We start from the raw sequence: 25,329 nt of genomic DNA on the forward strand, positions 1-25,329 counted from the left end.
TTTTATATGATCAGGACGAATAATATTGTTTTTCTTAACCCCCTTTTTAAATTTGAATTGTCCTGATTATTTGTTCACTTAAATTAGCTAAAAGTTCTGGACTTCTATCTACAATCTCTTTTAATTCAGCCGGTCGATCTATAATAGAAAAATAGGCATTAATACCACAATCCAAAACTTTTTCTACTCCCCTGCCTAAAGTTCCGGCAACTGCAATTACCGGTATATCTTTTTTAGCAGCACTGCGGGATACTCCAACCGGAGTTTTACCATAAATACTCTGACCATCAAGCATTCCTTCTCCTGTAATAACTAAATCAACATCTTTTAAGCGGCTTTCAAAATCAATAATCTCCAGTACAATATCTACTCCAGCTTTTAGTTCTGCATTTAAAAAGGCTACCAGTCCTGCTCCCAGTCCCCCGGCTGCTCCTGCTCCGGGAATCTTATTTGTATCTTTATCCAGTTCTTTGATAGCGATTTGATTGAAGTGCCGCAGATTCTGATCAAGTATTTCTACCATTTTTTTGTCTGCTCCTTTTTGAGGAGCATAAACATAAGCAGCACCATCTTCTCCATAAAGAGGATTATCTACATCACAGGCAGCTAAGATTTCTACATCTTTTAATCTGGAATCTAAACTATTTAAATTCATTGCTTCTATCTGATCTAAACTGCCTCCACCAAAATCTATTTGATTTCCCTCAGCATCAAGAATTTCTGCTCCCAGGGCCTGGGCCATCCCCACCCCGGCATCATTAGTCGCACTGCCGCCAATTCCAATAATAATCTGCTCCACTCCCTGTTCCAGAGCCGAAGCTATCAGTTCTCCCGTACCATAGGTAGTTGTTTTTAGAGGGTTCTTTTTTTCTTCAGGCACTAAGGGCAGGCCGGAGGCAGCTGCCATTTCAATCACAGCCGTCTTTCCATCTCCCAGCAGTCCATAAAATGCTTCAACTTGATTACCCAGAGGTCCGGTTACTTCTTTTTTTATAATTTCTCCATCTGTAGCATCAACTAAGGATTGCACTGTTCCTTCACCACCATCAGCCATCGGCAGTAAGTCAACATCAATCTCCGAATCAGCTCTATGTATTCCATTTCCTATATTCTCTGCAGCTTCCATTGCAGTTAATGACCCTTTAAATGAGTCAGGAGCTACTAATATTTTCAAAATTATCGCCTCCTGTTAATTTTCTAAATATTCTCTATTTTGATTATAGCAGATTCTCATCTGCATTTCCAATTTATTATACATTGTTTTTATATTTCTATTAAAAGTAATTATTACTAATTAATTTGATTTATCACATTGCCGGCTAAATAACTGTTAAGATTATCAACAACAGTCTCCATTAAGCGCTGTCTTGCTTCCCTTGACGCCCAGGCTATATGTGGGGTGACAATTGTTTTATCGGAATTTAAAAGCGGATTTGATGCTGCCGGGGGTTCGGTTGATAAAACATCAACAGCAGCAGTCTTAACCTTACCTGCCTCCAGAGCGGCTGCCAGATCCGGCTCCACAATTAAACCACCCCGGGCTGTATTGATGATAATTACCCCTTCCTTCATCTGGGCAATTGTTGCCTGATTGATCATTCCTTCGGTACTCTCAGTCAGGGGACAGTGGAGGCTGATTACCTCAGATCTTCGATAAAGATCCAGCAAATCAACAAATTCTATCTTTTCTGTTAAAATTTCTGGATCCTTAATTTTCTTTTCTGGACTGCGATCATAAACAATAACCTTCATCCCAAAAGCTAGAGCCAGCTCTGCTGTCCGCTGACCAATGCTGCCAAAACCAACAATCCCCAGGCATTTATCCTGCAGCTCCATTAGAGGATAATTCCAGAAACAGAAATCATCCGCCTCAGTCCAGCCTCCATTTTTAACTGCTCTATTATGTTCTCCCACATGGTGGGCGGTCTCTAACAGCAGGGCCATCACAAACTGAGCCACCGTATTTGTGCCATAGGTGGGTACATTGGTGACCACTACTTCATTCTCAGCCGCTGCTTCAGTATCGATCACATTATAGCCGGTGGCCAGAACTCCTATATATTCCAATTCAGGCAGGGCTTCAATTGTTTCCCTGCTCAAAGGGGTCTTATTTGTCAAAAGTATTTCTGCTCCCCGGGCCCTCTCCAGAATCTTAGCTTCCGGAGTCCGCTCATATATTTCAACATCTCCCAAATCCTTTATGCCCTCCCAGCTTAAATCACCAGGGTTTAAAGCATAACCATCTAAGACAACTATTTTCATTTTTTATAACCTCCTGCTGTAATATCTGTAGTCTAAATCTCATTTTTTTTATAATAAAAAGCTTCTATTCCTCACCATTAATTAAATGATAACAAATAGAAGCTTAACTTTCTACAAAAATTATTTAAAAATAAGGCAGGAAGAAGGTGGGACTTCAATTTTGTGAAGTCCTTTTTCCAGATTGATTTTTTTATTTTCCACCAGCTGACCCTGTGAATTATAAATTTTAAGATTTTTATCCTTAAATTTTGTTTCTAAATCCAGCACCAGCTCCTCATTTAGAGTAGCATTAACCAGAATTAACTCTGGCGGCAGATTTTTTCCTGGCTGAACCAGCATTTTATCGTAAACAGCTATTATTTTCTGCTCTTCATTTTCACTGCTGATCAGAGGATAAAGATGGCCGGGAGAAAAAGCTTTCAGTTTTCCCTCCAGCAGCAATTCCTTATATTCTTTCCAGAAACCGAGCCAGAAATCAGCTACTGCCAGATGTTCTTCACTTAAATCACTTAACTTCATCGAAAACTGAGGTACAGCAAATATAACATTAAGCAGCTGTAGGGCTGCACTTTCTGGACTATCTTCCGAACTCCACATCAGCATATCCGAATGAACAGCCGTCTCTCCGGCCAGCAATCTTAAATCAATTGTTCCAACTCTATTGGTCACCGCGTCCCCCGGACAGTCATTGACCCTAAAGATATTACCATATTTGCGCATATATGGTCCAATATATTCCTGTCTGAATTCAATCATTATTTCTGGATTGAGCTGCTGCAGCTCTTTTCTAATCTCCAGCATTAACTTATCCACTGCCTGATCCAGAGATTCAAAATCCATCCCTGGATCCACTTTTAAGTTACTTTCTGTTTCCTGAGCAAACTGATCAATAAAATCTAGTTTAAGTCCATCAAGTTCCCATTCTTCAACAGCCGTCTTATAGGTTTCAATTAAATAATTTCTAACCTCAGGATACCTGGGATCAAGAACTCCTGCTCCTCTGGACTCTGCATAAAAAAGCAGTTTGTCTTTAAACTGGGTCCAAACTTTAGAATGAACTCCCACAAAGGGGACACTGTACCAGAGCAAATATTTGAGTCCCAGTTTATGTATTCTCTCAACATGTTTTTTCATGTCCGGGATTCTTGATTCTGCAGCCTCCCAGTCACCACAGAAAGCATAACCACGGTTATTATCGACTGTCTGCCAGCCGTCATCGACAATTACTGCCTCACAGCCCAATTTTTTTGCCTTTTTGGCCTCTTTTTCAATTTCAGCTGCTTTTAAATTCTGATGAAAACTGTACCAGCTGGAATACATTGGTTCTTTAGCAGCTGCCGGGACTGAAGCCGGCTGATAACCTTTTCGGCTCTGATACCAGGCCGAAATATCTTTTATTGCTTGATAATAAGGGATTTCTCTGGTGTCAACTCTAAGCACTGCCTGATAATGACTGCGTTTTTTAGATGGCTGGGTAAAAAGAATTATCCTGCAGTTTAAACGTCCACTTTCTTCGTTTACTCCCATCTTAAATCTTACAGTCTCCATTGCTTCAGAATAAGCAAGGCTTAAGCGATTTTGATCTTTCTGACTTAAAAATGTAATTACCGGGGCCAGCGAAGCCGCCTTCGCGGCAAATCCATCCTCCCAGTCAGCCGCAATCGATTTATCCCGTCCGGCCCCTGGATGCCAGACAGACTGAATATCGACAAAAGGATAGAAAAAAGAAAGAGTAACTTCTGGAAAATCAATTTTTTCCTCAGCCTCAATTGAGATTTTAAAATAATCAATCTGCTCTTTTTTAGAATGTTCGACTCCAAAATCCAGCTCTTCACTCTCAGATTCAATTTTTAAGATTTCCGGACTCAGCTTAAACATTTTGCTCAGCCCGCTTTTTATTATTTTCTTTTATTTCGCTGATCAGTTTGATTGCCTTTAAGCCTTCACTGATCGGTACCCGGGCCTCTCTATTTTCTTTTACAGCCTCGATAAAATCCCTGTTCTCTAAATAGTAAAGGTCCTGATCGGCCTCAAAAACTTCTGTTTCAACTTCCTCCTGCTGATTATATTTAAATACAGCTTTTTCTATGTTTTCAAATTCAACAGTTACGTTTTCACAGATTACTGTCAGAGCTTTCTTCCAGCTGCCGGGTACAGCACAATTGGAACCGGCTATACTGCCCATCGCTCCTGATTTAAACTGAATTAAAGAAAGACTGTTATCTTCAATTGTATATCCTTCAACCTCCTGATGACATAGATTAGCAAGCATTCCCTCTGCACTCTGATAATCACCAAACAAATGCAGAGCCAGATCATAAAGGTGGATCACCTGTTCGTAGATCTGGCCTCCAGATTTTTCGAGCTGACTCCACCAGCTGGAATGAAGGGAATTGCAGAAATAATAACCTTGCAGCAGTGCTGTTCGACCCGCCTGACCACTATCTATTAATTTTTTCAGTTTCTGAATTCCTTCAGCAAAACGATAGTGGTAGCCGACCTGAGAAATAACACCTGCTTCCTGCACAGCTTTTAGCATCTCTTCTGCTTTTTTCTCGTTAATTGCTATTGGTTTTTCAATAAAAATATGTATTCCTTTTCGGGCCGCTTTTTCCAGCTCTCCCTGGTGGGCAGCCGGAGGTAAGCAGATATAGAGCAGGTCTAAATCTTTTTCTGCCAGCATCCGGTCAAAATCAGAATAGGCATCCGCTTTTTTAAACTGCAGTCTTTTTATCAAATCAGCTGCTGAGCTTTTGTGGCGGGAAGTGACTGCTGTGATTTCAACATCGGCGATTTCCCGCAAAATCCCAGCATGAATCCGGGCCATTTCTCCTGCACCTAAAAATCCAACATTTAATTTCTGCATAATAGTTTTCAACCTCCCAGTTTAATCAAATTTAAGTACTGTCTGCAGAGCGTCTTTTGGCTTTTGATCCAGCTTTTTAAATAATTTTTCTGCATCTTTAAAACCTTCTATCTGGGTGATCAGCCCCTTTAAATCAATCTTCTTAGACTGCTGCAGCTCCATTATTGTCTGATTTAACCGCAGTCGATCCCAGCGGTAGCTCAATTCCGGTCTGACTCCTGAAATCTGAGAACAGATCAGCTGAATCCGATTATGATGAAATTCTTCGCCTAAATTTAATCCCTGAGAGCTGCCCGCAAAAAATCCAGAAGCAATTGTTTTTCCGGAATAGGCGGTAGCTTTTATTGCCTGATGGAGTGCTTTTAGAGAACCGGAAATTTCAATACTAACATCTGCCCCTCTACCTGCTGTCAGTTTTTTAATTTCTTTGGCCGCCTCAACTTCAGCCGGATTGAGAACAATATCTGCTCCCATTTTTTTTGCTGTCTTAAGCCGCTCTGGATTTAAATCAAGAGCTATAACCCGGGCTCCATTTAATTTAGCCAGCTGAGTCACAATCTGTCCCGGTACTCCCTGACCAAAGACTGCTGCTGTTTCTCCAACATGAATATCTGCATCTAAAATTGCATTTAAACCAATTGAACCGATATGTGAAAAGATTCCATAAATTGGATCAGCGGTTTCAGGCAGCCGGTGATCAGCAGCAAAGTCTTCTGCCAGAACAGCTGTTGTTCGGTGGCCCCAGGTTCCGTAGACTGTCTCTCCGATTTCAACTCTATCTACCTCAGAGCCCACTTCTATAACTTCTCCAACTTCTTCATAACCCCAGTTTGTAATTGGATAGCTGCTCATTTCATTTTCTTTTTCTTCAAAAATTCTTAAGTCTGAATTCCAGCTTTTATTCAGATGGGGGTTAAAACCTCTATATGAAGTTAACTCTGTCCCGGCACTGATACCAGAATAAAGAGTTTTAACCCTCACTTCTTTTGCATTTAAATCTTCATCTTTATAATCTTTAAATTCAATTTTTCCTGGTTCAATTAGCGCTAATACTTTGCCCATAATCTATTACCTCCTGGCTTTTAACCATCTATTTTGGTATGGTTTTAGTTTTACCTTTAAACTATTATTTTCAATTTTGTAATCCTCTTCTGTAATTATATCTCTTAAAACACTTCCATTTCCAGCTTTTATTAAATCTGTTTTAATTTCTAATTGAATAGGTCTATCCGAAACATTGATCAAAGCTGTAATTTTTTGATCTCCTTCTCCCCGCTGGACTGCAAACACTCTCCGCTCGAGTTCTAATATGTTCTGAGGACTCTCAGGCGCAAAAGCCTCATTTTCCTTTCTCAGTTTTAATAATTGTCTGTAGCTGTTAAAGACCTGCTCTCTAAATGAACCCTGCTCTTTTAACTCACTTAAAAGCCTGTCTCGATCCAATTTCTCTCTGTTGATTCTTCTGTTTTCCCCACTTTCTTCTACACCCTGCTGATAATTTTCGGATCCCAACAACGAATGAAGATAGATACCGGGTACTCCCTGCAGGGCCAGCATAATTGCCTGAGAGGCCATAAACTGTTTAACCTGTAATTCAATTTCATTTTCTTGATCTCTAACTGCATCTACATAGCTGACATTTATTTCATAAGGGCTTTTTGAACCATCAGAATTAGTTTTATAGGAGACCAATCCTCCTTTTGCTTTAACTTTTTTAACTACATCTTCAATCTGATTTTCATTTAAAATTCCTTCTACAGGCCTCAACCCAACACCATCATGAGAGGCTAAGAAATTGAAATAATAATTACCTGCTTCCAGCTCCTCTAAAGAAGCAGCCCACTCAGTCAGTTTGGAGGCATCCTCCTCTAAAAAGCTGTATAATACAAGGGGTGGCAGGGTAAAGTTATAGACCATATCTGCCTCATCTACTCCCTCACCAAAATAGCTGATGTTTTCCTCATGTGGCACATTGGTTTCTGTTAGAATTAAGGTTTCTGGAGCCACCAGCTTGAAAATTTCTTTAAAAAGCTGGATCACCTTATGAGTTTCCGGCAGATGAATACAGCTGGTGCCAATTTCCTTCCAGAGATAAGCAATAGCATCCAGGCGAATTATTTCTGCTCCCTGAGCTGCATAGAAGAGAAGGACATCTATAATCTCGAGCAGAACTTCAGTTTCTTTAAAATTCAAATCAATCTGATCTGGACTAAAGGTTGTCCAGACATGTTTTTTGCCGGCTGCAGTCTCAACTTCAGTCAGCAGCGGTTTGGCCCGGGGTCTTGTCACCTCAGAATAATCTTTTTCTGGATCTGCCTCAATAAAATAATTGGCGTATTTCCCTTCCTGTTTTTTGTATTTCTCAAACCATTTACTCTCTGCAGAAATATGGTTGACTACTGCATCAAACATTAAGGAAAAATTGGCTCTGAGAGCCTCTATATCTGACCAGTCACCAAAATCAGGATTAACCTCCTTATAATCAATCACTGCAAAACCATCATCCGAAGAATACGGAAAAAAGGGCAGAAGATGAATGGTGCTGATACTTTCTTCTAAATGGTTTTTAAAAAATTCATTTAAAGTCTGAAGTGGTGGATCTCCCTCACTTTGGATATGATCTCCATAACAGATTACTACACTATCTTTTTCGCTTAATCTGGCTGAATCTTGATCTCGCTTTCTCAGCTCCGGATGCTCTGCTGCAAATTCCAGAATAAAATCTTCCAGCACAGGATAAAATGCTGCTGTTTTTTCTTTTCCGTAGATGAAATTTAACTTTTCTTTTATTTTTTCTTGGGCTGAATATGGAATTTTAAAATCCATAAATATCACTCCAGTTATTTTTTATTCTTATTTTCTGATACTCAAACAAATTCTGATACTAAATTAATTTTTCCAGTAATTCTTTTAGACGCTGATAAGAAAAATTTTCTGCGGCAATTTCAAAATTTTCTTCTACAGCCTGCTGGCGGTAATCTTGATCTTTTAAATATCGTACTGCCTCTTTTAAAGCAGGCTCAAATTTATCTTCTTCTATCTTAATATAGCCGTCTTCTCTTTTTTGATATTCTGATCCCAGAGAGGCAAGATTTAGGTTGTATTGCTTAATATCACTCTTAAAAACCGGATATTCAAAAACTACTACCGGTTTTTTTGCAAATAATGCTTCCAGAAGCTGATTACCCCAGCCTTCTTTAATACTGGTATAGGTAATTAGATCAGAGATTACATAGCTGTCCCAGAGGGAATAAATTTTTCTTCCGCCTCTGGCTGAACGCTGATGGGCAAAGTGATCAGTGGCCCAGATGATCTCTACTTCACTTTCGGCTGCCTGCTGCTTTAAAAACTGAATATACTTTTCATTTCCTTCGGTCAAACCCGGCAGCAGAAAAATAAGCCTGTTCTCACTGCCGAACTCTCGGCCATCATAAAGTTTTCCCTGCAGGTCCTGCTGCTGCAGTCTAGCCGTAAACTCTATCGCCAGCTCTATTGCCTTTCTTTCGGCAATTCGGGTTGCATGTAAGATTACAATATCATTTTCTTTAATTCCCATTCTGGCTCTCAAATCCTGATTATACTGATCCTGCTGCCATAAAGGCTGTTTAAAATTAAAAACATTGGGAACTACTGTAGAATCCAGTCCCTTTCTTTTTTTAAGTTCTTTTTGAGCAATCCTGTTAATCACTACATGTTCAATTTCTTCCATTACCGGTGGGAAATATTCTGCCAGTATCTCTTCTACAAAAGAACAGACCGGATTACTGTAGAGATCCCGCTCCCAGAAAAAATCATGATGATGGGCTACTGTTTTTAAATTGAGCTTTTCTATAACTCGTTTAAATGCTATCGCTGCCGGTAGATTCCAGCCCAGGGAAAATATATTATTGGGAACTAAAAGTTCAATTCCCGCACTTTTTATTTCGTTTTCCAGCTTCTGAGCAATTTGAGCTGCTTCAGCCTCAATCTCAGCCTTAAGTTCTGCTTCGGAGTTGTAATCCTTCAGACAGCGGTAGGCATTATCAACGAACTTTAGATTTTTTTCATTTTTATAAAACATTTCTTCAATCTGAATTTCAGCTTCAGGAGTTCCTGAAATATAGACTACCTGATGTCCCATTTTTTCTAAAACCAGGCGCCACTTATCCATCTCTAAGGAAACTCCATCAGTCTGACCGGTACGAAAATGTGCCAGAGCTATTTTCATTCTTAAACCTCCAAATTTCTTCTTTTTTATTATAACTGCTCTAAACTTACTCTTTTACTCCACCAAAGGTCAAGCCACTGGTAATAAATCTTTCTATAGATAGGAATAAGATAATTACCGGAACAGCAGTTAAAATAGATGCTGCCATCATTCTACCCCAGATATAATGCTGAGTATAGAAAAGCTGATTTAATCCTAAAGGCAGTGTTCGCAAACTACTGGAGTTAATAAACACTGAAGCAAATAAATATTCATTCCAGGCAATCATAAAAGCATAAATAAAAACTGAAACTATTGCTGGAGCCGAAAGTGGTAAAACAATCCTGTAAATAACCTCCAGCCTGCTGCAGCCGTCAATAATTGCTGCTTCTTCAATACTTTCTGGTATTGTTCTAAAATAATTCCCTAACATATATAAGGATACTGGTAGGGTCTGGACAATATAGGTGATAACCAGAGAGGTTCTTGTATCAAATAATCCCATTTTACTGATCATCTGAAATAAAGGAATAACCAGTAAAACTCCTCCAAACATATAGACTATTAAAACTCCTCGCTGGATAATCGAACGGCCTGAATATTCCAGCCGCGCAAAACTGTAAGAGCCAAATATAGAAATCACAACTCCTATTCCAGCTGAAAGAAAAGCCACAATCAAACTGTTTTTAAAATAGACTAAAAACGGAAATATTTCTGGATTTAAAACTCCCTTATAATGCTTTAAGGTAGGATTATTCGGAATAAATTTTGGTGGCAATGCCGTCTGTTCCTGATCTGGTTTAAAAGATGAACCAATCATTGTAATAAACGGAATTAAAACAAAGGCCAGAACCAGCATCAACAGTACATAAAAAATAATTTTATTTTTTAAACTCTTTTTTCCTACCATTCTAACACCTTCCTCACATAATACAGAATAAAGCCTAATACAAAGGCAAATAAGATTACAGATATTGCTGCTGCCTCACCAAAATTGTAAGTTGCAAAGGCTTTTTCGTAAATATAAACCGGTAAAACCTCAACTGAAGATGATAGGAGATAAACTTCTGAGAACTTATAAAAGTTCCAGATTGTACGCAAAATTACCAGAGCTCCTATAACAAATTTTAATTCAGGTAAGGTAATATGCTTAAACTTCTGCCAACCTGTTGCTCCATCAACCTCTGCTGCCTCATATAAGGTGCCAGAAATTGACTGCAGTTCTGCCAGAATCATTAAAAATGCAAAAGGGAAATTACGCCAGATATTAAATATAATTACTGCAAATATTGCATAGCGTGGTGATTCAATCCAGTTAATATGTTGAGGCATCAAACTTAAGACATCAACTACTACATAATTGAACATACCAAAAACAGGGTTAAATAAATATTTCCAACCAAAAGCTGCCGAAATTACTGGTGTTACATATGGTAATAAAATTATTCCTCTGACTATTGATCGTCCAGGAAACTTTCGATTAAGCAATACTGCAACTCCCAGGCCCAACAAAGTCGTTCCTACAACAGTTGTTGAGGTGAAAATAAGTGAAGTCTTAAAAGATGTCCAGAAATCTATATCTGTTAAAACCTCAACAAAATGTTGTAAACCGATAAAAGTATTAGGTAGATTTGGATTCATATTAACTTTGTGTAAACTCAACCAGAGATTATAGATTACCGGATAAAGAATTAAACCTCCAATTGCCAGAACAGTTGGTAAAATAAGCCAGTAACCAAGTTTTGCTTCCTGATCTGTTTTGATTTTCATAAACTGCCTCCTTTTTTAAAACCCTGCCGGAATAACTCCGACAGGGTCATTGAATTAAAGTTCTCTTCTGTTTATTCTAGAGCATCTTCCATTTCTTTTTGTCCCCATTCAGCAGCTCTTTCTGCAGACCAGCCGCTTTCTGTCATTTTCATTATTGTCTGACCAACAATAAATTGACTTGCAATGTTTCCGATTTCAGGAAATACTTTTCCACCAACATAACCAAATTTACCAATGCTGTTTAGACCACTTGCTATCCGGGCTGATTTTTCTCCCCATACCTCTAATAATTCGTGTTCTAAATACTTAGGATCATTAGCTATAGAAGGTCGAACTGCATTCATTCCACCGGGAGCCATATGGAGAAATTCAATATAATTTTCTCCTGTCATTAAGAATTCTGCAAAAGCTTTTGCTCCTTCAATTTTTTTCTGATCTTTTGATTTGATAAATGTAAATCCAGAAATTTGACCAAAAACTGCTTCACTCTTATTCTTCATAGTGTTGGCAAAGTTAGTCTTATCTACCAGATTAGCAATCATTTCTCCTTCTTCTCCAGCATAATCTGTTGCGGCCAGACCAATATCATCCATAATATAGGTAGAATACATCATCATTGGAACCCGACCAGCTAAGAACAGATCACGTGCATCACGCCAGCCATTTGGTCCTGGTGGTGTATATTTGGCTAATTCTGCGTAATATTCGAGGGTTTCAACCATTTCCGGAGAGTTAAATACTAAATTACCATTTTCATCAAAGATACGAGCATTATTTGAAAGTGCAAACTGAGTAAAAGTCTGTCTCGCATAAGAATCTTTATTTGTACCAACTACAATACCATATTTCTGATTTCCTGGATCATGGAATTCTTTTGCTGCAGCCATAATACTTTCCCAGGTTGTAGGTGGCTCAAGTCCTTTTTCCTCAAATAAATCTTCACGATACCAGATACCCTGAACCCAGCCGTGGAAAGGGACACCAAAATATCCACCTTCTGGACTTGCAAGCATCTTTAAAGCACCATCATATAAATCATCTTCACCAATTGAATTGACTACATCATTAACTGCCTCAGAATCAAGCATACCTTCAGCACCAAGTTTAAGAATGTTTTCTGCCCCAACTTCGATCATAGCTGGCAGACGTCCGGCAGCCATCCCTGCCGCCAGTTTTGTTGGGATATCATTTTCCTGAACAGTTACCAGTTCTATTTTATATTCGTCCTGCTGAGCTTCAAAACGATCAATCAAATTATTAATAATCTCTACTCTATTTTCTTCTGTCTGAGTTGTCCAGTACTCAACTGTTGTTTGTGCAAAAGCAGCAGTTGTTAAAGTCAGTATTAAAACTGTTAATAATATTAGTGTTAAAATTTTGTTTTTTCTCAATTTTAGCCCTCCTAATAATTTTTAAAAAATTGAATTTATACTCTATTCCCGTTTATACTCTCAATTTTTATAGTCTCTTATCACCTCCAAAATTAATAGCGAAATTTGTTGGTCAATCGTTTGACTAAATTGGTAAAAAAAGCTGCTTCTACTCTATCATTTATAATTTCAGGCTGATTAAAATTAATAAACCAGCCTAAATTATCTTAAATTAAAGCTTTCTGACAGAACCCCTTTTTTTTAACTCACAGGGTAAAAATATTTTTTTCTCTTCCAGCTCTTCCCCATTGATTACTTTATACAGCATTTCCATTGACCGCCAGCCCAATTCTGCTTCCGGCTGAGAAATTGTAGTTAACTCGGGATCACTGGCTAAAGAAATTATATTATTATCAAAACCGATAACAGAAATATCTTCGGGAACTTTGAGTCCGGCTTTTTTAATTGCCTTAATAGCTCCAACTCCCATTTCATCACTGGCTGCAAAAACAGCTGTAATTGAGCTATCTCTTTTTAATATTTTTTCCATTGCCTTGATACCACTCTGCAGTTTAAAATCTCCCTCAACAATTAGTTCTTCGCGAACTTCAAGCTTATTATCATTAAGTGCCTGCTTATATCCCTGAATTCTATATAGACCTGACTCTTTGTCATTTGCATTTCCACTGATCATAGCAATTTTTTGATGACCATTATTAATCAGGTATTTTACTGCCCTATATGATTCCTTAACATTATCAATGTGGACTGAAGGAAGTTCTTCTTCAACCTCTCGGGCCACAACAACTGTCGGAATTTCAGTTTCTCTTAAAAGTTTTCTGCAGCTTTTAGGCATCCGACCACTGGCAAATAAAATTCCATCAACCTGCTTTTCTTTTAATAAATTTATGTATTTTAATTCTTCGATCTCATCTCCACCAGTAGTAGAAATGATCAGGCTGTAATCATATTTACTGGCTATCTTTTCAATTCCACTGGCCACCCTGGCAAAATAAGTATTTGCAAGATCACTTATAATTAAACCAATAGTATGTGTTTTTTTAGTTACCAGGCTGCGTGCAATTTGATTGGGCTTATAACCTAAATCTGCTGCAACCTGAAAGATTTCCTTTCTGGTTTCTTTACTTGCCTTGGGGATACCATTTAAAACTCTAGAAACTGTTGATTCAGTTACTCCAACTTTTTCTGCTATATCTTTTAGTGTGACAGCCATTTTTAAAACCCCATTTATATCTATTATTTCTAAAGTTCATTGATTTTAAACAAATTATTTTTTTGATTCATTAGTTTTAATTATCTTACTATTTCGATTTATTTTTATTATAGTACTATTTTTTTGATTAGTCAAGCGCTTGACCAAAATTGACCAGAAATTTTTAGAATAAAAATAACTAAATCCAGTCTAATTTATTTAAATTTCTTCTAAATAGACAGCTTCCGCCCCAGCAAATACAATAATCCACTTTTTAAAATTGATTTTATTCTTAAATTCTTCAGCTTCACCATAAGCATCTAAAAGAATTTAAAATTATTTCAATTTCTTCAACTAGAGGCATAATATTACCGTTTAGAGCAAGTTCAGCCACAGTCTTTCTGCTCGCTGAAGAAAAAAGTTCTCGGCCAGAATAATCTTCAATTATTTTACTAAAAAATTCAAAATAAATCTCTTTAATGGCATAATTGGGTAATCCCAGCTTAATATTAACTGGAGTTTTTTCTTTAATTGTTAAAAATCCTAAATAAAATAATAGTGACTTAAAATCATCAGCATCAAAACGAGTATCCAAACTAAATTCTCTGGTAAACACCACATCCTGCAGTTCATCATTTAAAATACTTTCCAAAATCTCATTAGTTTTCTCTTCTTGATTTAAAGAAAATAGCTGTTCTAACTTACCGAATTTAGCCGAGAAAGCCTCGCTTATGTTAATGGGCGGGGATGAATCGGCTATTTTAACTTTTAGTCAAGCTGAAAATAAAAACTTTGTATAATAATCCCTTGAAATTGAACATGTGTTTGTGATATAATGTATTTAACAGCTAATATTTAGGAGATTTTAATGATGAATACCTATATACACCTATTTATATCAGCTTTGCCTAAGTATTCTCCCAGTAAGCTAATGATATTATTAAAGTTACTGGAAGAAGAATATCAAAGCACCTTCCAAAGTTAAACATAAAAGGCTCTGTATGGACTAGAGCTTATTTTGTAGCTACTGCTGGTAATGTTAGTTCTGGAATTATCCAACACTATATTGAAAACCAAAGGTGATTAATATGCAATTAACCTATGTGCTGGAGTTATTAAAACCAACTAAAAGAAAAGAAAATATATTCTTAAATAATATTGCAGAAGTAGTTAAAAATCGTCAAACTATAGCTGACAAACTTAAAGCAGGAGAAACTAAATTGAGCTCTGCTGATTTTAAAGAGATAAACCTACCTTCCTCTGTTAAAAATCAGAATATTAGGGAAGTTAAAGCTCTCTATAAACTATTCTTAAAATCTGATTCTGATAAAGATAATATAGAGTTCAAAGCTAACCAGCCCGTCTGCTATAATAATCAAAATTATAAGATTGATCATCATATAATCTCAATTCCCCTTTATACTACTAAATGTCAGAGATTCGCCTTTCCTGTTAAGCAGACTGAAAGGTTTGAAGAGCTGCAGCAGTATATCGATAGTGGCTGCAAATTAGGTAAAGCTAGTCTCTTCTACAAAAGAGGTAAATGGTACTTTGCTGTAACAATAAAAATCAAAAATAAAGAAACTAGTAACCCTAATATAATGGGAATTGATATTGGACTGCGACAATTAGCTGTAGCCAGTGTTAAAAATCCTCAAGGAAAGGAGATTAATCGCCAATTTCATACTGGTAAACAAGCAGGTTTTATCCGCAAAAAGTATCGTTCATTAAGAAGAAAACTGGGTCAGTCTAAAAAAGTTAAAGTTATTAAAAATATTAATGATAAAGAGCAGAGATGGATGACTGATTTAAACCATAAAATTAGTCGCCAGCTTATTAATCTGCTTTGCTGCGACGGTCCTGTGGGCCTAGTGTCTGCAGCGAGGCGGAAAAAGTGCCGAGCGTAAGACGGCAAGAGCAAGTTGGCACCATAATTATGGAGAATCTAGAGAATATCCGAAATACTGCTAAGAGTCTTAATAGAGCTGATAGAAACATCCACAGCTGGACTTTCTATCAATTGCAACAGTTTGTTGAATATAAAGCTGAATTAGCTGGGGTTAAAGTGGAGTATATAAATCCAAAGTACACTTCCCAGAGTTGTTCTAAATGTGCTAAAGTTAAAAAATCTAACCGCAAAGCTAATCTATACTCTTGCGAGTGTGGTAACCATATCCACTCTGATTTAAATGCAAGCAGAAATATAGCTAATAAATATTTAGAACAACAATCTGCTTAGATGGTAATAGTCTAAGTGCCTGAGTGCCTATATTAGTAAGAATAATACTAGGATTATGCTATTAAGGAGGGCTCGATGCCCTTCATGCTAACTCAACAATGCGTTATAAAAAGGAGAGTTAGTGGAATGCATAGTCGGCTATCTCAGGAGGGCTGATGGCACAGCCTAAAGTCGAAGACTTGACGGTCTCGACGACCTAATGCTAACCCAACCATGCGTAATACAATGTAGGGTTAGTGAGATGGTCTCGATGACCTAATACTGAAACTATCATTGCGTAATCAAAAGAAAGTTTCAGTGAATTGGACTACTAGAAATAGACTGTCCTCTAATCATTCGACAACCTCGTGACGGCCTCGATGGCCTAATACCAAAACTATCATTGCATAATATAAAAGAAAGTTTCGGTGAAAGTTCTTTTAAGGAATCCTCGTTTGTGAGTGTTAACGAACGAGCGGGGAGGATGTCAAGATAGTCACTGCTGATATTGCTATCAATTAAATCGTCCAGCTCTTTATTCTGTCTTAAATAATATTTAAAGAAATATAAAACCATGTCACTGTTAAATACCTTAGATTCAGCATCCTGATGAAAGAGATAGCCATTATAATATTCCTGTAGTTTAGACATTAAATTATCAATTTCAGAGTCTGAAATATCAAGGCTTTTTAATACAGGTTTAGCATACTGGCCGGATCATGACTTTCAGGACATTTAAGATTCAAATTATACTTATTAATAAATATTTCAATCGCTTTCTGGACTTTAACTAAAAAAGTATATAATAATTCTTCTTTTTTGTTAAGATCATAATAATTTTCCAGGGTAGATAAAAATAATGTTTTACCAAAGCGGCGCGGACGCAGAAAAAATATGTATTTCTCACCATAACTCTCTAACACTTCAATATATTTAGTTTTATCTGCGTAAAAATAATTTTCATCTCTTAATTATGCAAAACTACTGATTCCAGATGGTATTTTTATCATTTAATGCCACCACCTTCTAAATGAATTTTCTTAAATTACTTTAAGTTTATTATAACATAAGCTGCAGAGCGGTACCAGTTAGAAAAGCAGCTCCCGGAAGAGGAACTGCTATCTTAGTTCTAGTCTATTAAAATATATCCTTATTTTTAAGATCTTCTAGAAGTCTTTCTTCCTTTAAAAAGCTCTCACCTTCCTGCATCATTCGCTGGAAAATTTTCATACCTTCTGCTGTTTGGAGATTTGTTAAATAATCAAGTGCTGTTTCTAGACCTTCTCTGTTTAAAAGAGCTACCATTTTATAAAAAGCAAAATCACCCGGCTGAAGCAGATTTTTTTCTTCTGCAAAATATTTTTCTTCTAAAAGATAGTCATAGTTTCTTATTTTTAAATTATATTCAAATTTAATTTCAGCTTCTTCAGTAAATTCCGCCTGCCTCTGATTAATTTTTGCAAGTTCTTTTAGGCTTTCCTCTTCACTTAGCTGCTCGCTTTTTAGATATATTTCTGCCATTTGAGCCAGCTGATTATCATACTTCTCCGCCATCTCAGCAAGTACTTCCTCAAAATCATCTCTTAATTCAGCCAGGCTGAGGCCAAGCATATCTCTTTCCACAAATAAATTATATAAAGTGCCAATATATAATTTCTTTTGATCAATCTGATTTTCAAGCTCAAGCTTTATTAGATTTTTAAATAATTTTACATAGGTACCGATTGGATGGGGGCTTAGCCCTTTAGCTAAAGCAGATATAATTGGAATCTCAGCTTCTACCTTAATTTCTTTTAATAGTTCAACTACTTCAACAAAATCTTCTTGACCCATCAAGATTAATAGTTTATCTGTCATTAGTGTTAGTTTTTCGAATTCGGTTTTGGGAGAATAGTATTTTAAAGCCTGATTTATATCTTCTTCCGCTTCAGTCAGATTTTCTAAATAATAATTCAAGCGGGCCTTAAACATTAAATACTCAGAGTTTTTCTGATTAAAATCTGCTGCTTTTTCAATATATTTTTCTGCAGCAGTATATTGTTCTATTCCAATTAATTTTTCCAAAAGCATCAAATATAAAGTTGAGCCAAAAGAAATTTCGTCAATTACTGTCTCGATTTTTGTTAAAACATCTTTTATCTCTTCCTCCGTCTGCTCATCATCTATTGCTTCAATATTTTGATGAAGTTTTAAAAAGATATCAGCTTTTTCTCTGATTTTATTTTTAGAATTAAAATCAAGATTACTCTCAAAACCAAAACTATCTCTTAAAAGATTTCTTAGAGAGCTGACCAGAGGAATATTTTTAAGTCCATGCTGATCTATCAATTTATTTAATGTTTCAAAATTATTTAACCAGAGATCAAACATAATCTCATACTTTTCAGCCTGGTAAAAATAATACATAAGCTCCTGTAAAACCTCAATCTTCTGCGGTGAATCAGCCCTATTGAAAGCCGCTTCTAAATATTGAACGGCTGGATCAAAATACAAGTTGACCATATTAAAAAGACTAAATAACAAAAGAAGATCTGGATTATTAATTTCTTTAGGCTGCAGGTCTTTTTCGATTTCTTCAATCGGATCAAGTTCATTCTTTTCTAATAACAAACCAATCAGCATCAAAACCAGATTTTCTCCCATTTCCATTCCCAGCAGCCGCCAGAGTTTAAGCAGCTTATCTCTTGTTATATCTAAATCTCTTCTTTTACCGGACATCAGCATAAGTTCTAGTATAAATCCGATATCTAGAGGATGATTCTTTTCCGCTTCAATTAAGACTTCATAAGCTTTGTCTAAATCATTTGTCTCAGATAATTTATCTAGATAATATTCTTCGCTGTGTTTTGCTCTAAGTCGGGCACAGCATTTTTTGTATTTTTTACCACTGCCGCAGGGACAGGGATCATTACGACCCACCTCGTAGAGTTTATATCTTGTTTGCCCATCATAAGCCTTTTCCATTAATATTTTAACATCAGTCATAAAATCAACCTGGGCTTTATCTTTAAACTTAAAACCCTGATCACTTAAATTTTCTTTCTCAGAATAAAAGTCCATAGTTATTCCCTTTTGATTCACATATATCACTTCCTATTTATATTTATACAAAACTTAACTAAAATATCTCTTCAACACCTCAAAGGTTATAAGCTCCTGCGGCAGCCTCACATCTTTTGCCCAGGCTTTTTCTAAACTGGCCGCTAATTGAGTAAAATCCTGAGATCTAAATTCTGCTGCAGCCTCAGTTAAAACATTGCTGTTTTTATTCTGCTTTTTCTGACAGGGATAAAACTTATCGGCCTCATCTAAAAGCAGCTGATAATATTCTGCCAGCAGTTTAATCTCATACTGCAGATATTTTTCTTTTAAAGATTTATAAATTGCAAAACCCTCCGGGTCCAGATCACCAGCATAATAAATATTTAGCTTTTTAATCCTATCAAGCCGCTCCGGCTCACCTGCCAGCAAATCAATACCCAGCAGTTCTTCTAAAAATGAAAAACTGCTGATAATCTTTTTACCCTGACCATAAATTACAGTATCAAAATCCTGATTAAAAATATTAATTCCTGCAGCCAGTGCTTTTTTGGCGCCAATAAAAGCTGAATGGTTTTCCAGAATTAAAATATTTTTGATCTGAGCCGGATCTAGAGTCCAATAAACAAATAAGTGGTTATATTGCTGAGCTTTTAAATCAGCCAGATTTAACTTTAAATTATTTAAAAGTTTTTTTCCTTCCGCTCTACTCAAAAATTTCTCATCAGTAAATAATTCCAGGGAGCGCTCCTCCCGGCTGGCCCATTCCCGCTCAGCTTTACTGCTTAAAAACTTGCAGAGTCGAAAGAGTTTCTGTTTCAAGTCTTCAGTCTGCTGGTCAGGTCTTTTTAAATAATAGTTCAAATTAAGATAACGTGAGAGCTGCAAAATATCTTTATCTGACCAGAATTGATGCTCTTTTTTGACCAGACGCCAGCGCTTTTTAAGCTGGGGTTGGCGCTGATTAAAGTCTGAACTTTTAATTTTATTAATTTTATGATTGGCTTCCAGCTCCTGCAGCAGCTGATAAAGATTTTGATAACCACCAGCGGCCTGATAGGCAGAAACTCCACCCAGCTCTGTTTTAAAATATTGCTCCAGTTCAGACAGCTCAAAACGCTTCCTAGAGGCCAGCTCTTCATCCCTAAATTTTTTGAATAACTTATTCCATTTTTCTTCTTCTCTCACCTGAAACCACCTGTCCTTTAACAACACCTCTGTTTTTCTGATCATCGGCAATCTCTAAGGCCCAGAAAACAGGGAAGCGTTCGGATATTTCTGTTTTAATAATCTCCGGAGCTGCAAAGGCCACCAGCTGAAAATTGAGCTTATCAGCAATTTTAAAAATTGGATCCAGCACATGAGCTGCCGAAGCCTTACCGAAGGGATTATCCAGAAAAAGTACTGTCCAGGGATTAGTACGGTCAAAACGCTGTTTTTTGTAATTTAGAAGCATCATCATCATAAAAGCATTAATTGATAATGACTGACCACCACTGCCCTCCGGTGCATTACCCTTACCCTGAATTACAGCCTCCCAGTCAGAATAGAAATAATCCTCAGGTTTAGCATGCAGAAATTCGTTTTTCTCAGTCATCTTATAAACCTGGAGAACGGGATAACGTCCGCGCAGAGCCCGGGAGAAAAGAGCTGCATCTCCACAGTATTCTTTGAGCTGATAATCAGTTAGACGGTCGACCTCAATTTCCTGCTGCTTAAACTTCTGCAGCAGTTCCAGAAAATATTCTTTCAGTTCAGCTATTATCTCTTCCTCAGTCTCCGGCAGCAGATCACTGCGGCGCAGACGGACTAAAGGAAAAGCATAACCCCGCTGATTGTGATAAACCATATTGTTGATCATTTCCTGCATCGAAGTAATTAGGCGCATCACATGCAGGGCCGAACGCTCAGCCCACTGACTGCGGGCTCTTTCTGCCTCCGATTTATCTTCATCAATTCTATTTAGCTCATTGTTTAAATATTCCTTAAAGCTGCTCAGCATTTCAAAATTATACTGATAGTCATTCATCCTAAAATTGTTGAGCAGTTTTTCGTTAATTCGACTGCGTAAAGTTTTATTTTCTACAATCTCTGCCACTTCATTTTTAAAGCGGTAATAATTCTCCTCTGTTCTCTCCCTTAACTTCTGCAGTTTGGAACGAATATTTTCGTAATCAGCAGTCCAGCTGTCAACCACAGCTGCCGGATCTTCTTTAAGTTCCTCTTTAATACCGGCATTAAGTTCACCTTTAGCTGCCTCAAGCTGATAGTATTCGAGCTTGTTGCTCAAATTGCTGTAATGAGAAATTTTATCTTTATAATTGATAATCATTTCCTCTAATTTAGCCTTGAAATCCTTTGCTTCGCTCAGCTCTTTTTTTATTTCCAGCTCTTTGACCTTTAAATCAACTTTTTCCCAGCTCTGAACCGAGCGCTGAAATCTATCTTTAATTTCGGCTGCTTTTTCACTTAAAACCCGGCTCTGATTATTGATTTCTCCGGTTCTAATATTAATTTCAGCCTCTAATTCTTTAATCTCAGCTTCCAGACTTTTGAGCTGGCTTTCTACTTCTTCCAGACTGATTTTCAGTTTTCTACTTGATTTGAAATCATAATCCCTTGTTTCCCAGTCCTCTGCCAGCTGATTGAGCTCTGATTCTGACTCATTTAAAGCAGCCAGAGTTTTCTGCAGATCTCGGCGCAGATATTTTAATTCACTCTCTATCTCAGCTTCTTTTTTCTGCAGGTCAGTTATTTTTAGAAAATCCTGATAGGCTTCAGTCTCCTCAATTCGTATAAACTGGGGATAGTCTTTAGAGGCCTTATAATCACCTGCGGCTGATTTAGTTATTTTTAGAGTCTCTACCCCGCTCAATATTTCCTGCAGCTGATTTTGAAAGTTTTTCAGCTGCTGCTGCCAGTTATCAAAATCATTATCCAGCTGCAGCTTCAATTTATTATTTTGACGCTGTTTGTCCGAGTTTTCCTCCAGGCTGGATTCCAAACTTTCAATTTCCGCTTTTGCCTGCTGATAACGGGAAGCTTTCTGTTCTAAATTTTCCTTAGCTTCTATAAACTCTTCTATCTGCTCCAGATTAGTTTCATTTTCTTTAAGCTGCTGCTCTTTTTTCTCTATTCTGCCGCTGAGAGAATTAATATTTTGGGCAGTATTATTGAGCCTGCGATTATTTTTCTGCAGCGACTTCTGCAGCTCTTCTAAGCTGGCATCCAGATTATCCAGTTTAGTTTTTAGCTCTGATGCTTCTTTTTTCTGCAGCATCTCGGCTGCCTGATAGTTGAGCTCCTCCAGCTTATTTATCTTTGTTTCCACAATAGAAGTAGTTTCTCTAATTTCTGCTTCTTTATTTTTAAGACCGCTGTACCAGCTGCTAAAATTTTGATTATCTTTAATAAATTTTAATTCAGTTCCGGACAGAACCTGAAAGGGAAGCTTTACTTCCTCCTGATCCAGCTGGTGATTAATAAAAATTGGAACTGCATAATGCATCAGCTCTTCTAAAGAGAGATTCTGCTTTATTTTCTCCCAGTCTGACTGATAAACAACAACCAGGCCATAAGGCAGCTGTGGATATTTCTTTAGCAGCTCTTCTTTATCATCTCTCAGTTCAAATAGGAATTCACTACCATAGTAAACTCTGATATTTAAGCCCTTAATTTTCTGGTATAACTTCTGCTGTTCGTGATTGGCCACCCAGTACTCCTGGTCATTTAAATTTAAATCAAGCTGCAGTTCAAAACTCTGATTGTTTAACTGCTTCAGCCGTTCTTTTTTTTCGGTGATTAATTTTAAAAGTTCATTTTTCTGCTGCTGCAGCCATTTTTTGCTGTAGAAATTATCGAACTTATCCAGCTCCAAATTCTTTACCAGCAGTGAAAAAATCTTTTCTTCCTCCTGTTTCTGCTGCTGATAAAGTTCGGTCAGATTGGCTCTATCTTTTCTCGCTTCTGCCAGCTTAACTTCCAGCTCCTGCTGCTTGCTTTTTAATTCTTTTTCTTTTTCTGTTTCTGCTTTCAGTTTTTCGTTGAGTTCGGCCAGCTTTTTCTCCAGCTCGTTCTTTTTCTTTTTTAATTCCTCTAACAGATAGCGCGGACTTTCCAGCTGCAGGGGATTAAAAAACTGAGCCAGTCTTTTTTCTTCACTTTCAAATTTTTCTTTTTCAAATTCATAGTCAGCAATAATTCTCTCCTGATCCCGGAGCAAATTTTTAAGATCTTTTTGCCGCTGAATCAGAGTTTTTTCTTCTGATTTTAAATACTTCTGATGAGAATAATAATCGGCTGCACTGGCCTGCAGTTCATTTTTTAACTGCTGGTAATCTTCTTTCAGTTCCGATTTGATTTTTTCAATCTCAGCCTCTACTTCCTTAAACTCACTGCGCTCTTTTAAGTTAGAAATTTTCTGCTGTGTCTCTGCTGCTTCCTGCTGCAGCCTTTGATATTTTAGATATTCCAGATTGAGCTGATACTGCAGCCTGCTCTCTTTTAACTCAGTTTCTTTTGTCTGCAGTTCCTGCAGCTGTTCCTGTTCCTGCTGCTGCAGTTCTTTTAGTTTTTTAAGCTCTCTGGCTTTATCTACATATTTTAAATTTTCCCGGGCAAAATTTAAATCTTTAATCTTCTTTTCCGCTGCTTCCAGATCATTCTCACTGCGGCGCAGTTCATTTTCCAGAAAAGTCTGGCGGTCAGCTATTCCCCGGAGATAATTGTTACCTCTTTCTCTAATCATGGTCTTCGTTTTTTTCAGCCTCAGACCCTGTTCAGCATCATTTAAGAGTGGTTCAACCATCTGATCTAAATTCTGCAGATCTTCAGTTCGAGAAATCAACTCCGGCAGGTTTTCTGCAATCTTAATATTATCCACAAAAATATTGATCAGAGAATTCTGTTCTGATTCTCCCCGGTAGGAAATACTTTCACTAACTGCTGGAATAATCAGCTGTTCAAAAAGTGCTTTATTATCCCTGGCCTGAGAAAAATATTTCTCCAGTCCACCCTCACTGCGGTTGATATTTTTCATGATTTCCCACTCGGAGCGGTAAATTCCGTGGCTGCTTAAGTACTGATAGTATTCAGAGTTAAGGCTGGAAACTGCTGTTTTCGAAAACTTCATAAAATCACTGCGGTTCTGATCTATAAATTCTTCCAGTCTATCATATTCTAAAACCTGATCACTGCTTTTAGTATACAGAGGCAGATTCTCCAGTCCAAAACGGCTCTGACCCTGATACTGGTGGGTATAAAGGAAGTATTTTAAGCCGACCTTCCCCTCCTGATCGTTAGTACTCTGCTGCTTGTGGGCTGAAACACAGATTCCGGCCAGCAGCTTTTTATCCTCGTTGCCGTCAAGCCTCCACTCCAAAACTACGTGGAAAGTGTAGGGCTGAAAAACCTGGTAGCGGTCATAGAACATTCCTTCCAGCTTGTTACCATTTCTTTTACCCCAGGCTGTTCCGGGCAGCATCAGCTGCGAAATCAGCTGCAGCATAACTCCCTTACCACTGCCGTTCTGCAGGGTAAAAAGGGTGTGGTCAGCCTCCAGATCAAAAATTGAATTGCGGTGCTGTTTTTGAAATCCATCATATTTATTTCCGGTAATTCTTATTTTACTCAGTCTGGGCATCGTTATTTTCCTCCTGCTCAATTTTACTGCGGGTTTCTCTGATTAAATCCATAAATTGGTTGTACCTTTTCTGATCATGATAAATCTCGTCCAGGCGCTCGTAAAGTTGGGGGCGGGGAATGATCTTCAGCTCATCACTCTGATCAATGATCAATCCCTGTTCAGTTAAGGGTTTTAGAGCAGTATTGATAAAAGAAAGGCGGTTACCTCTGGTTCTGGTGACATCTATTGTCTCATCAACCTGACTTAACTTATATTCGTTAAACTCTGTCAGCCAGAGTTCTGCCACCTCTTCAACTGCGATTGACCACTGCTCGGCAAAACTATCATCTTCCTTTTTGCGCTGCTGCCAGCTCTCCAGGGTCGAGGTTACCAGATCAGAAAGCCGGTGGTAGCTTACTCCTTCTTCCTCCCAGCGGATCCGGACATGGCTTTCTTTATCTACCTCTGCCAGAAAAATTGAAATAATGATATTGGCCAGATAAAAATATCTTTTACGCTTTAAACCCGAATATTTACTTTTCATTTGAGTATAGGAGTTGGCAAAACTTGAACCCCTGGCCTTTGAGATCAGATGGACATTTCTGGCTGTAGCAAAAACCTTGAGTCCAGCTTCAGCTGCCATGGTGTTTACAATATTATGAACTTCACTGTCACTGCGGTACTTTTCCGCCAGCGGTTCAGAAGCCGAAATTATCTGCTCATCTAGTAGTTTAAAAAACAAAGCTGCTCCCTTTTCTAACTGTTCCTGATTAAAAGCCATT

Annotated in this window: 18 protein-coding genes and 2 pseudogenes; 3 read left to right on the forward strand and 17 right to left on the reverse strand. The window is 37.6% G+C overall.

What is annotated here, in order from left to right; translation table 11 throughout:
* Positions 1-46 precede the first annotated feature (46 nt).
* The 12 genes from C7958_RS01190 to C7958_RS01245 all read right to left on the reverse strand — a co-directional run bounded on the left by C7958_RS01190 (position 47) and on the right by C7958_RS01245 (position 14,319).
* Positions 47-1,174, reverse strand: coding sequence for a glycerate kinase family protein (locus C7958_RS01190; RefSeq protein ID WP_111570835.1), 1,128 nt, complete (start codon positions 1,172-1,174; stop codon positions 47-49).
* Between the two features lie 116 nt (positions 1,175-1,290).
* Positions 1,291-2,262, reverse strand: coding sequence for a D-2-hydroxyacid dehydrogenase (locus C7958_RS01195; RefSeq protein ID WP_111570836.1), 972 nt, complete (start codon positions 2,260-2,262; stop codon positions 1,291-1,293).
* Positions 2,263-2,382: 120 nt separating this feature from the next.
* On the reverse strand, positions 2,383-4,140 hold the full coding sequence (locus C7958_RS01200) for a glycoside hydrolase family 36 protein (protein WP_111570837.1): 1,758 nt from the start codon (positions 4,138-4,140) through the stop codon (positions 2,383-2,385).
* Complete coding sequence (locus C7958_RS01205; RefSeq protein WP_111570838.1) at positions 4,133-5,128, reverse strand: Gfo/Idh/MocA family protein; 996 nt, start codon at positions 5,126-5,128, stop codon at positions 4,133-4,135. The genes C7958_RS01200 and C7958_RS01205 overlap by 8 nt, the downstream gene beginning before the upstream one ends.
* 21 nt (positions 5,129-5,149) lie before the next feature.
* Positions 5,150-6,190: a zinc-dependent alcohol dehydrogenase gene (locus tag C7958_RS01210; RefSeq protein ID WP_111570839.1), complete on the reverse strand. Its 1,041-nt coding sequence runs from the start codon at positions 6,188-6,190 to the stop codon at positions 5,150-5,152.
* 6 nt (positions 6,191-6,196) lie between these two features.
* Positions 6,197-7,954 carry a sugar phosphorylase gene (locus tag C7958_RS01215; RefSeq protein ID WP_111570840.1) on the reverse strand — a complete coding sequence of 586 codons (1,758 nt, stop codon included), beginning with the start codon at positions 7,952-7,954 and terminating at the stop codon, positions 6,197-6,199.
* Positions 7,955-8,012: 58 nt separating this feature from the next.
* Positions 8,013-9,335 (reverse strand): glycosyltransferase family 4 protein, encoded by a 1,323-nt coding sequence (locus tag C7958_RS01220; RefSeq protein ID WP_111570841.1) that lies wholly within the window; start codon positions 9,333-9,335, stop codon positions 8,013-8,015.
* A 46-nt stretch (positions 9,336-9,381) separates the two neighbouring features.
* Positions 9,382-10,224 (reverse strand): carbohydrate ABC transporter permease, encoded by an 843-nt coding sequence (locus tag C7958_RS01225; RefSeq protein WP_111570842.1) that lies wholly within the window; start codon positions 10,222-10,224, stop codon positions 9,382-9,384.
* Positions 10,218-11,084: a carbohydrate ABC transporter permease gene (locus C7958_RS01230; protein WP_111570843.1), complete on the reverse strand. Its 867-nt coding sequence runs from the start codon at positions 11,082-11,084 to the stop codon at positions 10,218-10,220. Before C7958_RS01230 ends, C7958_RS01225 begins: the two co-directional genes overlap by 7 nt.
* A 71-nt stretch (positions 11,085-11,155) precedes the next feature.
* The gene (locus C7958_RS01235; RefSeq protein ID WP_111570844.1) at positions 11,156-12,475 is read right to left on the reverse strand and encodes an ABC transporter substrate-binding protein; all 1,320 of its coding nucleotides are present in this window, start codon (positions 12,473-12,475) and stop codon (positions 11,156-11,158) included.
* Between the two features lie 211 nt (positions 12,476-12,686).
* Positions 12,687-13,688 (reverse strand): LacI family DNA-binding transcriptional regulator, encoded by a 1,002-nt coding sequence (locus C7958_RS01240; RefSeq protein WP_111570845.1) that lies wholly within the window; start codon positions 13,686-13,688, stop codon positions 12,687-12,689.
* A 286-nt stretch (positions 13,689-13,974) separates the two neighbouring features.
* On the reverse strand, positions 13,975-14,319 hold the full coding sequence (locus tag C7958_RS01245) for a hypothetical protein (RefSeq protein WP_111570846.1): 345 nt from the start codon (positions 14,317-14,319) through the stop codon (positions 13,975-13,977).
* Positions 14,320-14,535: 216 nt separating this feature from the next.
* On the opposite strand from C7958_RS01245, the pseudogene tnpA reads away from it, so the two are divergent.
* The 3 genes and pseudogenes from tnpA to C7958_RS15835 form a co-directional block, all read left to right on the forward strand.
* Positions 14,536-14,750, forward strand: a pseudogene (tnpA, locus tag C7958_RS16190) (IS200/IS605 family transposase); the annotation flags it as partial.
* Between the two features lie 5 nt (positions 14,751-14,755).
* On the forward strand, positions 14,756-15,574 hold the full coding sequence (locus C7958_RS01255; RefSeq protein WP_243834244.1) for a hypothetical protein: 819 nt from the start codon (positions 14,756-14,758) through the stop codon (positions 15,572-15,574).
* Between the two features lie 29 nt (positions 15,575-15,603).
* Positions 15,604-15,906 carry a transposase gene (locus tag C7958_RS15835; protein WP_243834243.1) on the forward strand — a complete coding sequence of 101 codons (303 nt, stop codon included), beginning with the start codon at positions 15,604-15,606 and terminating at the stop codon, positions 15,904-15,906.
* Between the two features lie 668 nt (positions 15,907-16,574).
* On the opposite strand, the pseudogene C7958_RS01265 reads toward C7958_RS15835, so the two are convergent.
* The 5 genes and pseudogenes from C7958_RS01265 to C7958_RS01285 form a co-directional block, all read right to left on the reverse strand.
* Positions 16,575-16,895: pseudogene (locus tag C7958_RS01265) on the reverse strand (AAA family ATPase).
* Positions 16,896-17,022: 127 nt separating this feature from the next.
* On the reverse strand, positions 17,023-18,966 hold the full coding sequence (locus tag C7958_RS15840) for an SEC-C metal-binding domain-containing protein (RefSeq protein ID WP_243834241.1): 1,944 nt from the start codon (positions 18,964-18,966) through the stop codon (positions 17,023-17,025).
* Positions 18,967-18,999: 33 nt separating this feature from the next.
* Complete coding sequence (locus C7958_RS01275) at positions 19,000-20,112, reverse strand: Wadjet anti-phage system protein JetD domain-containing protein (protein ID WP_166668450.1); 1,113 nt, start codon at positions 20,110-20,112, stop codon at positions 19,000-19,002.
* The gene (locus C7958_RS01280) at positions 20,087-24,565 is read right to left on the reverse strand and encodes a hypothetical protein (protein ID WP_111570849.1); all 4,479 of its coding nucleotides are present in this window, start codon (positions 24,563-24,565) and stop codon (positions 20,087-20,089) included. The genes C7958_RS01275 and C7958_RS01280 overlap by 26 nt, the downstream gene beginning before the upstream one ends.
* On the reverse strand, positions 24,549-25,328 hold the full coding sequence (locus C7958_RS01285; RefSeq protein WP_111570850.1) for a DUF6063 family protein: 780 nt from the start codon (positions 25,326-25,328) through the stop codon (positions 24,549-24,551). The genes C7958_RS01280 and C7958_RS01285 overlap by 17 nt, the downstream gene beginning before the upstream one ends.
* Position 25,329 lies beyond the last annotated feature (1 nt).

The organism is Halanaerobium saccharolyticum (assembly GCF_003259895.1).
GTDB classification, from domain to species: Bacteria; Bacillota; Halanaerobiia; order Halanaerobiales; family Halanaerobiaceae; genus Halanaerobium; species Halanaerobium saccharolyticum_A.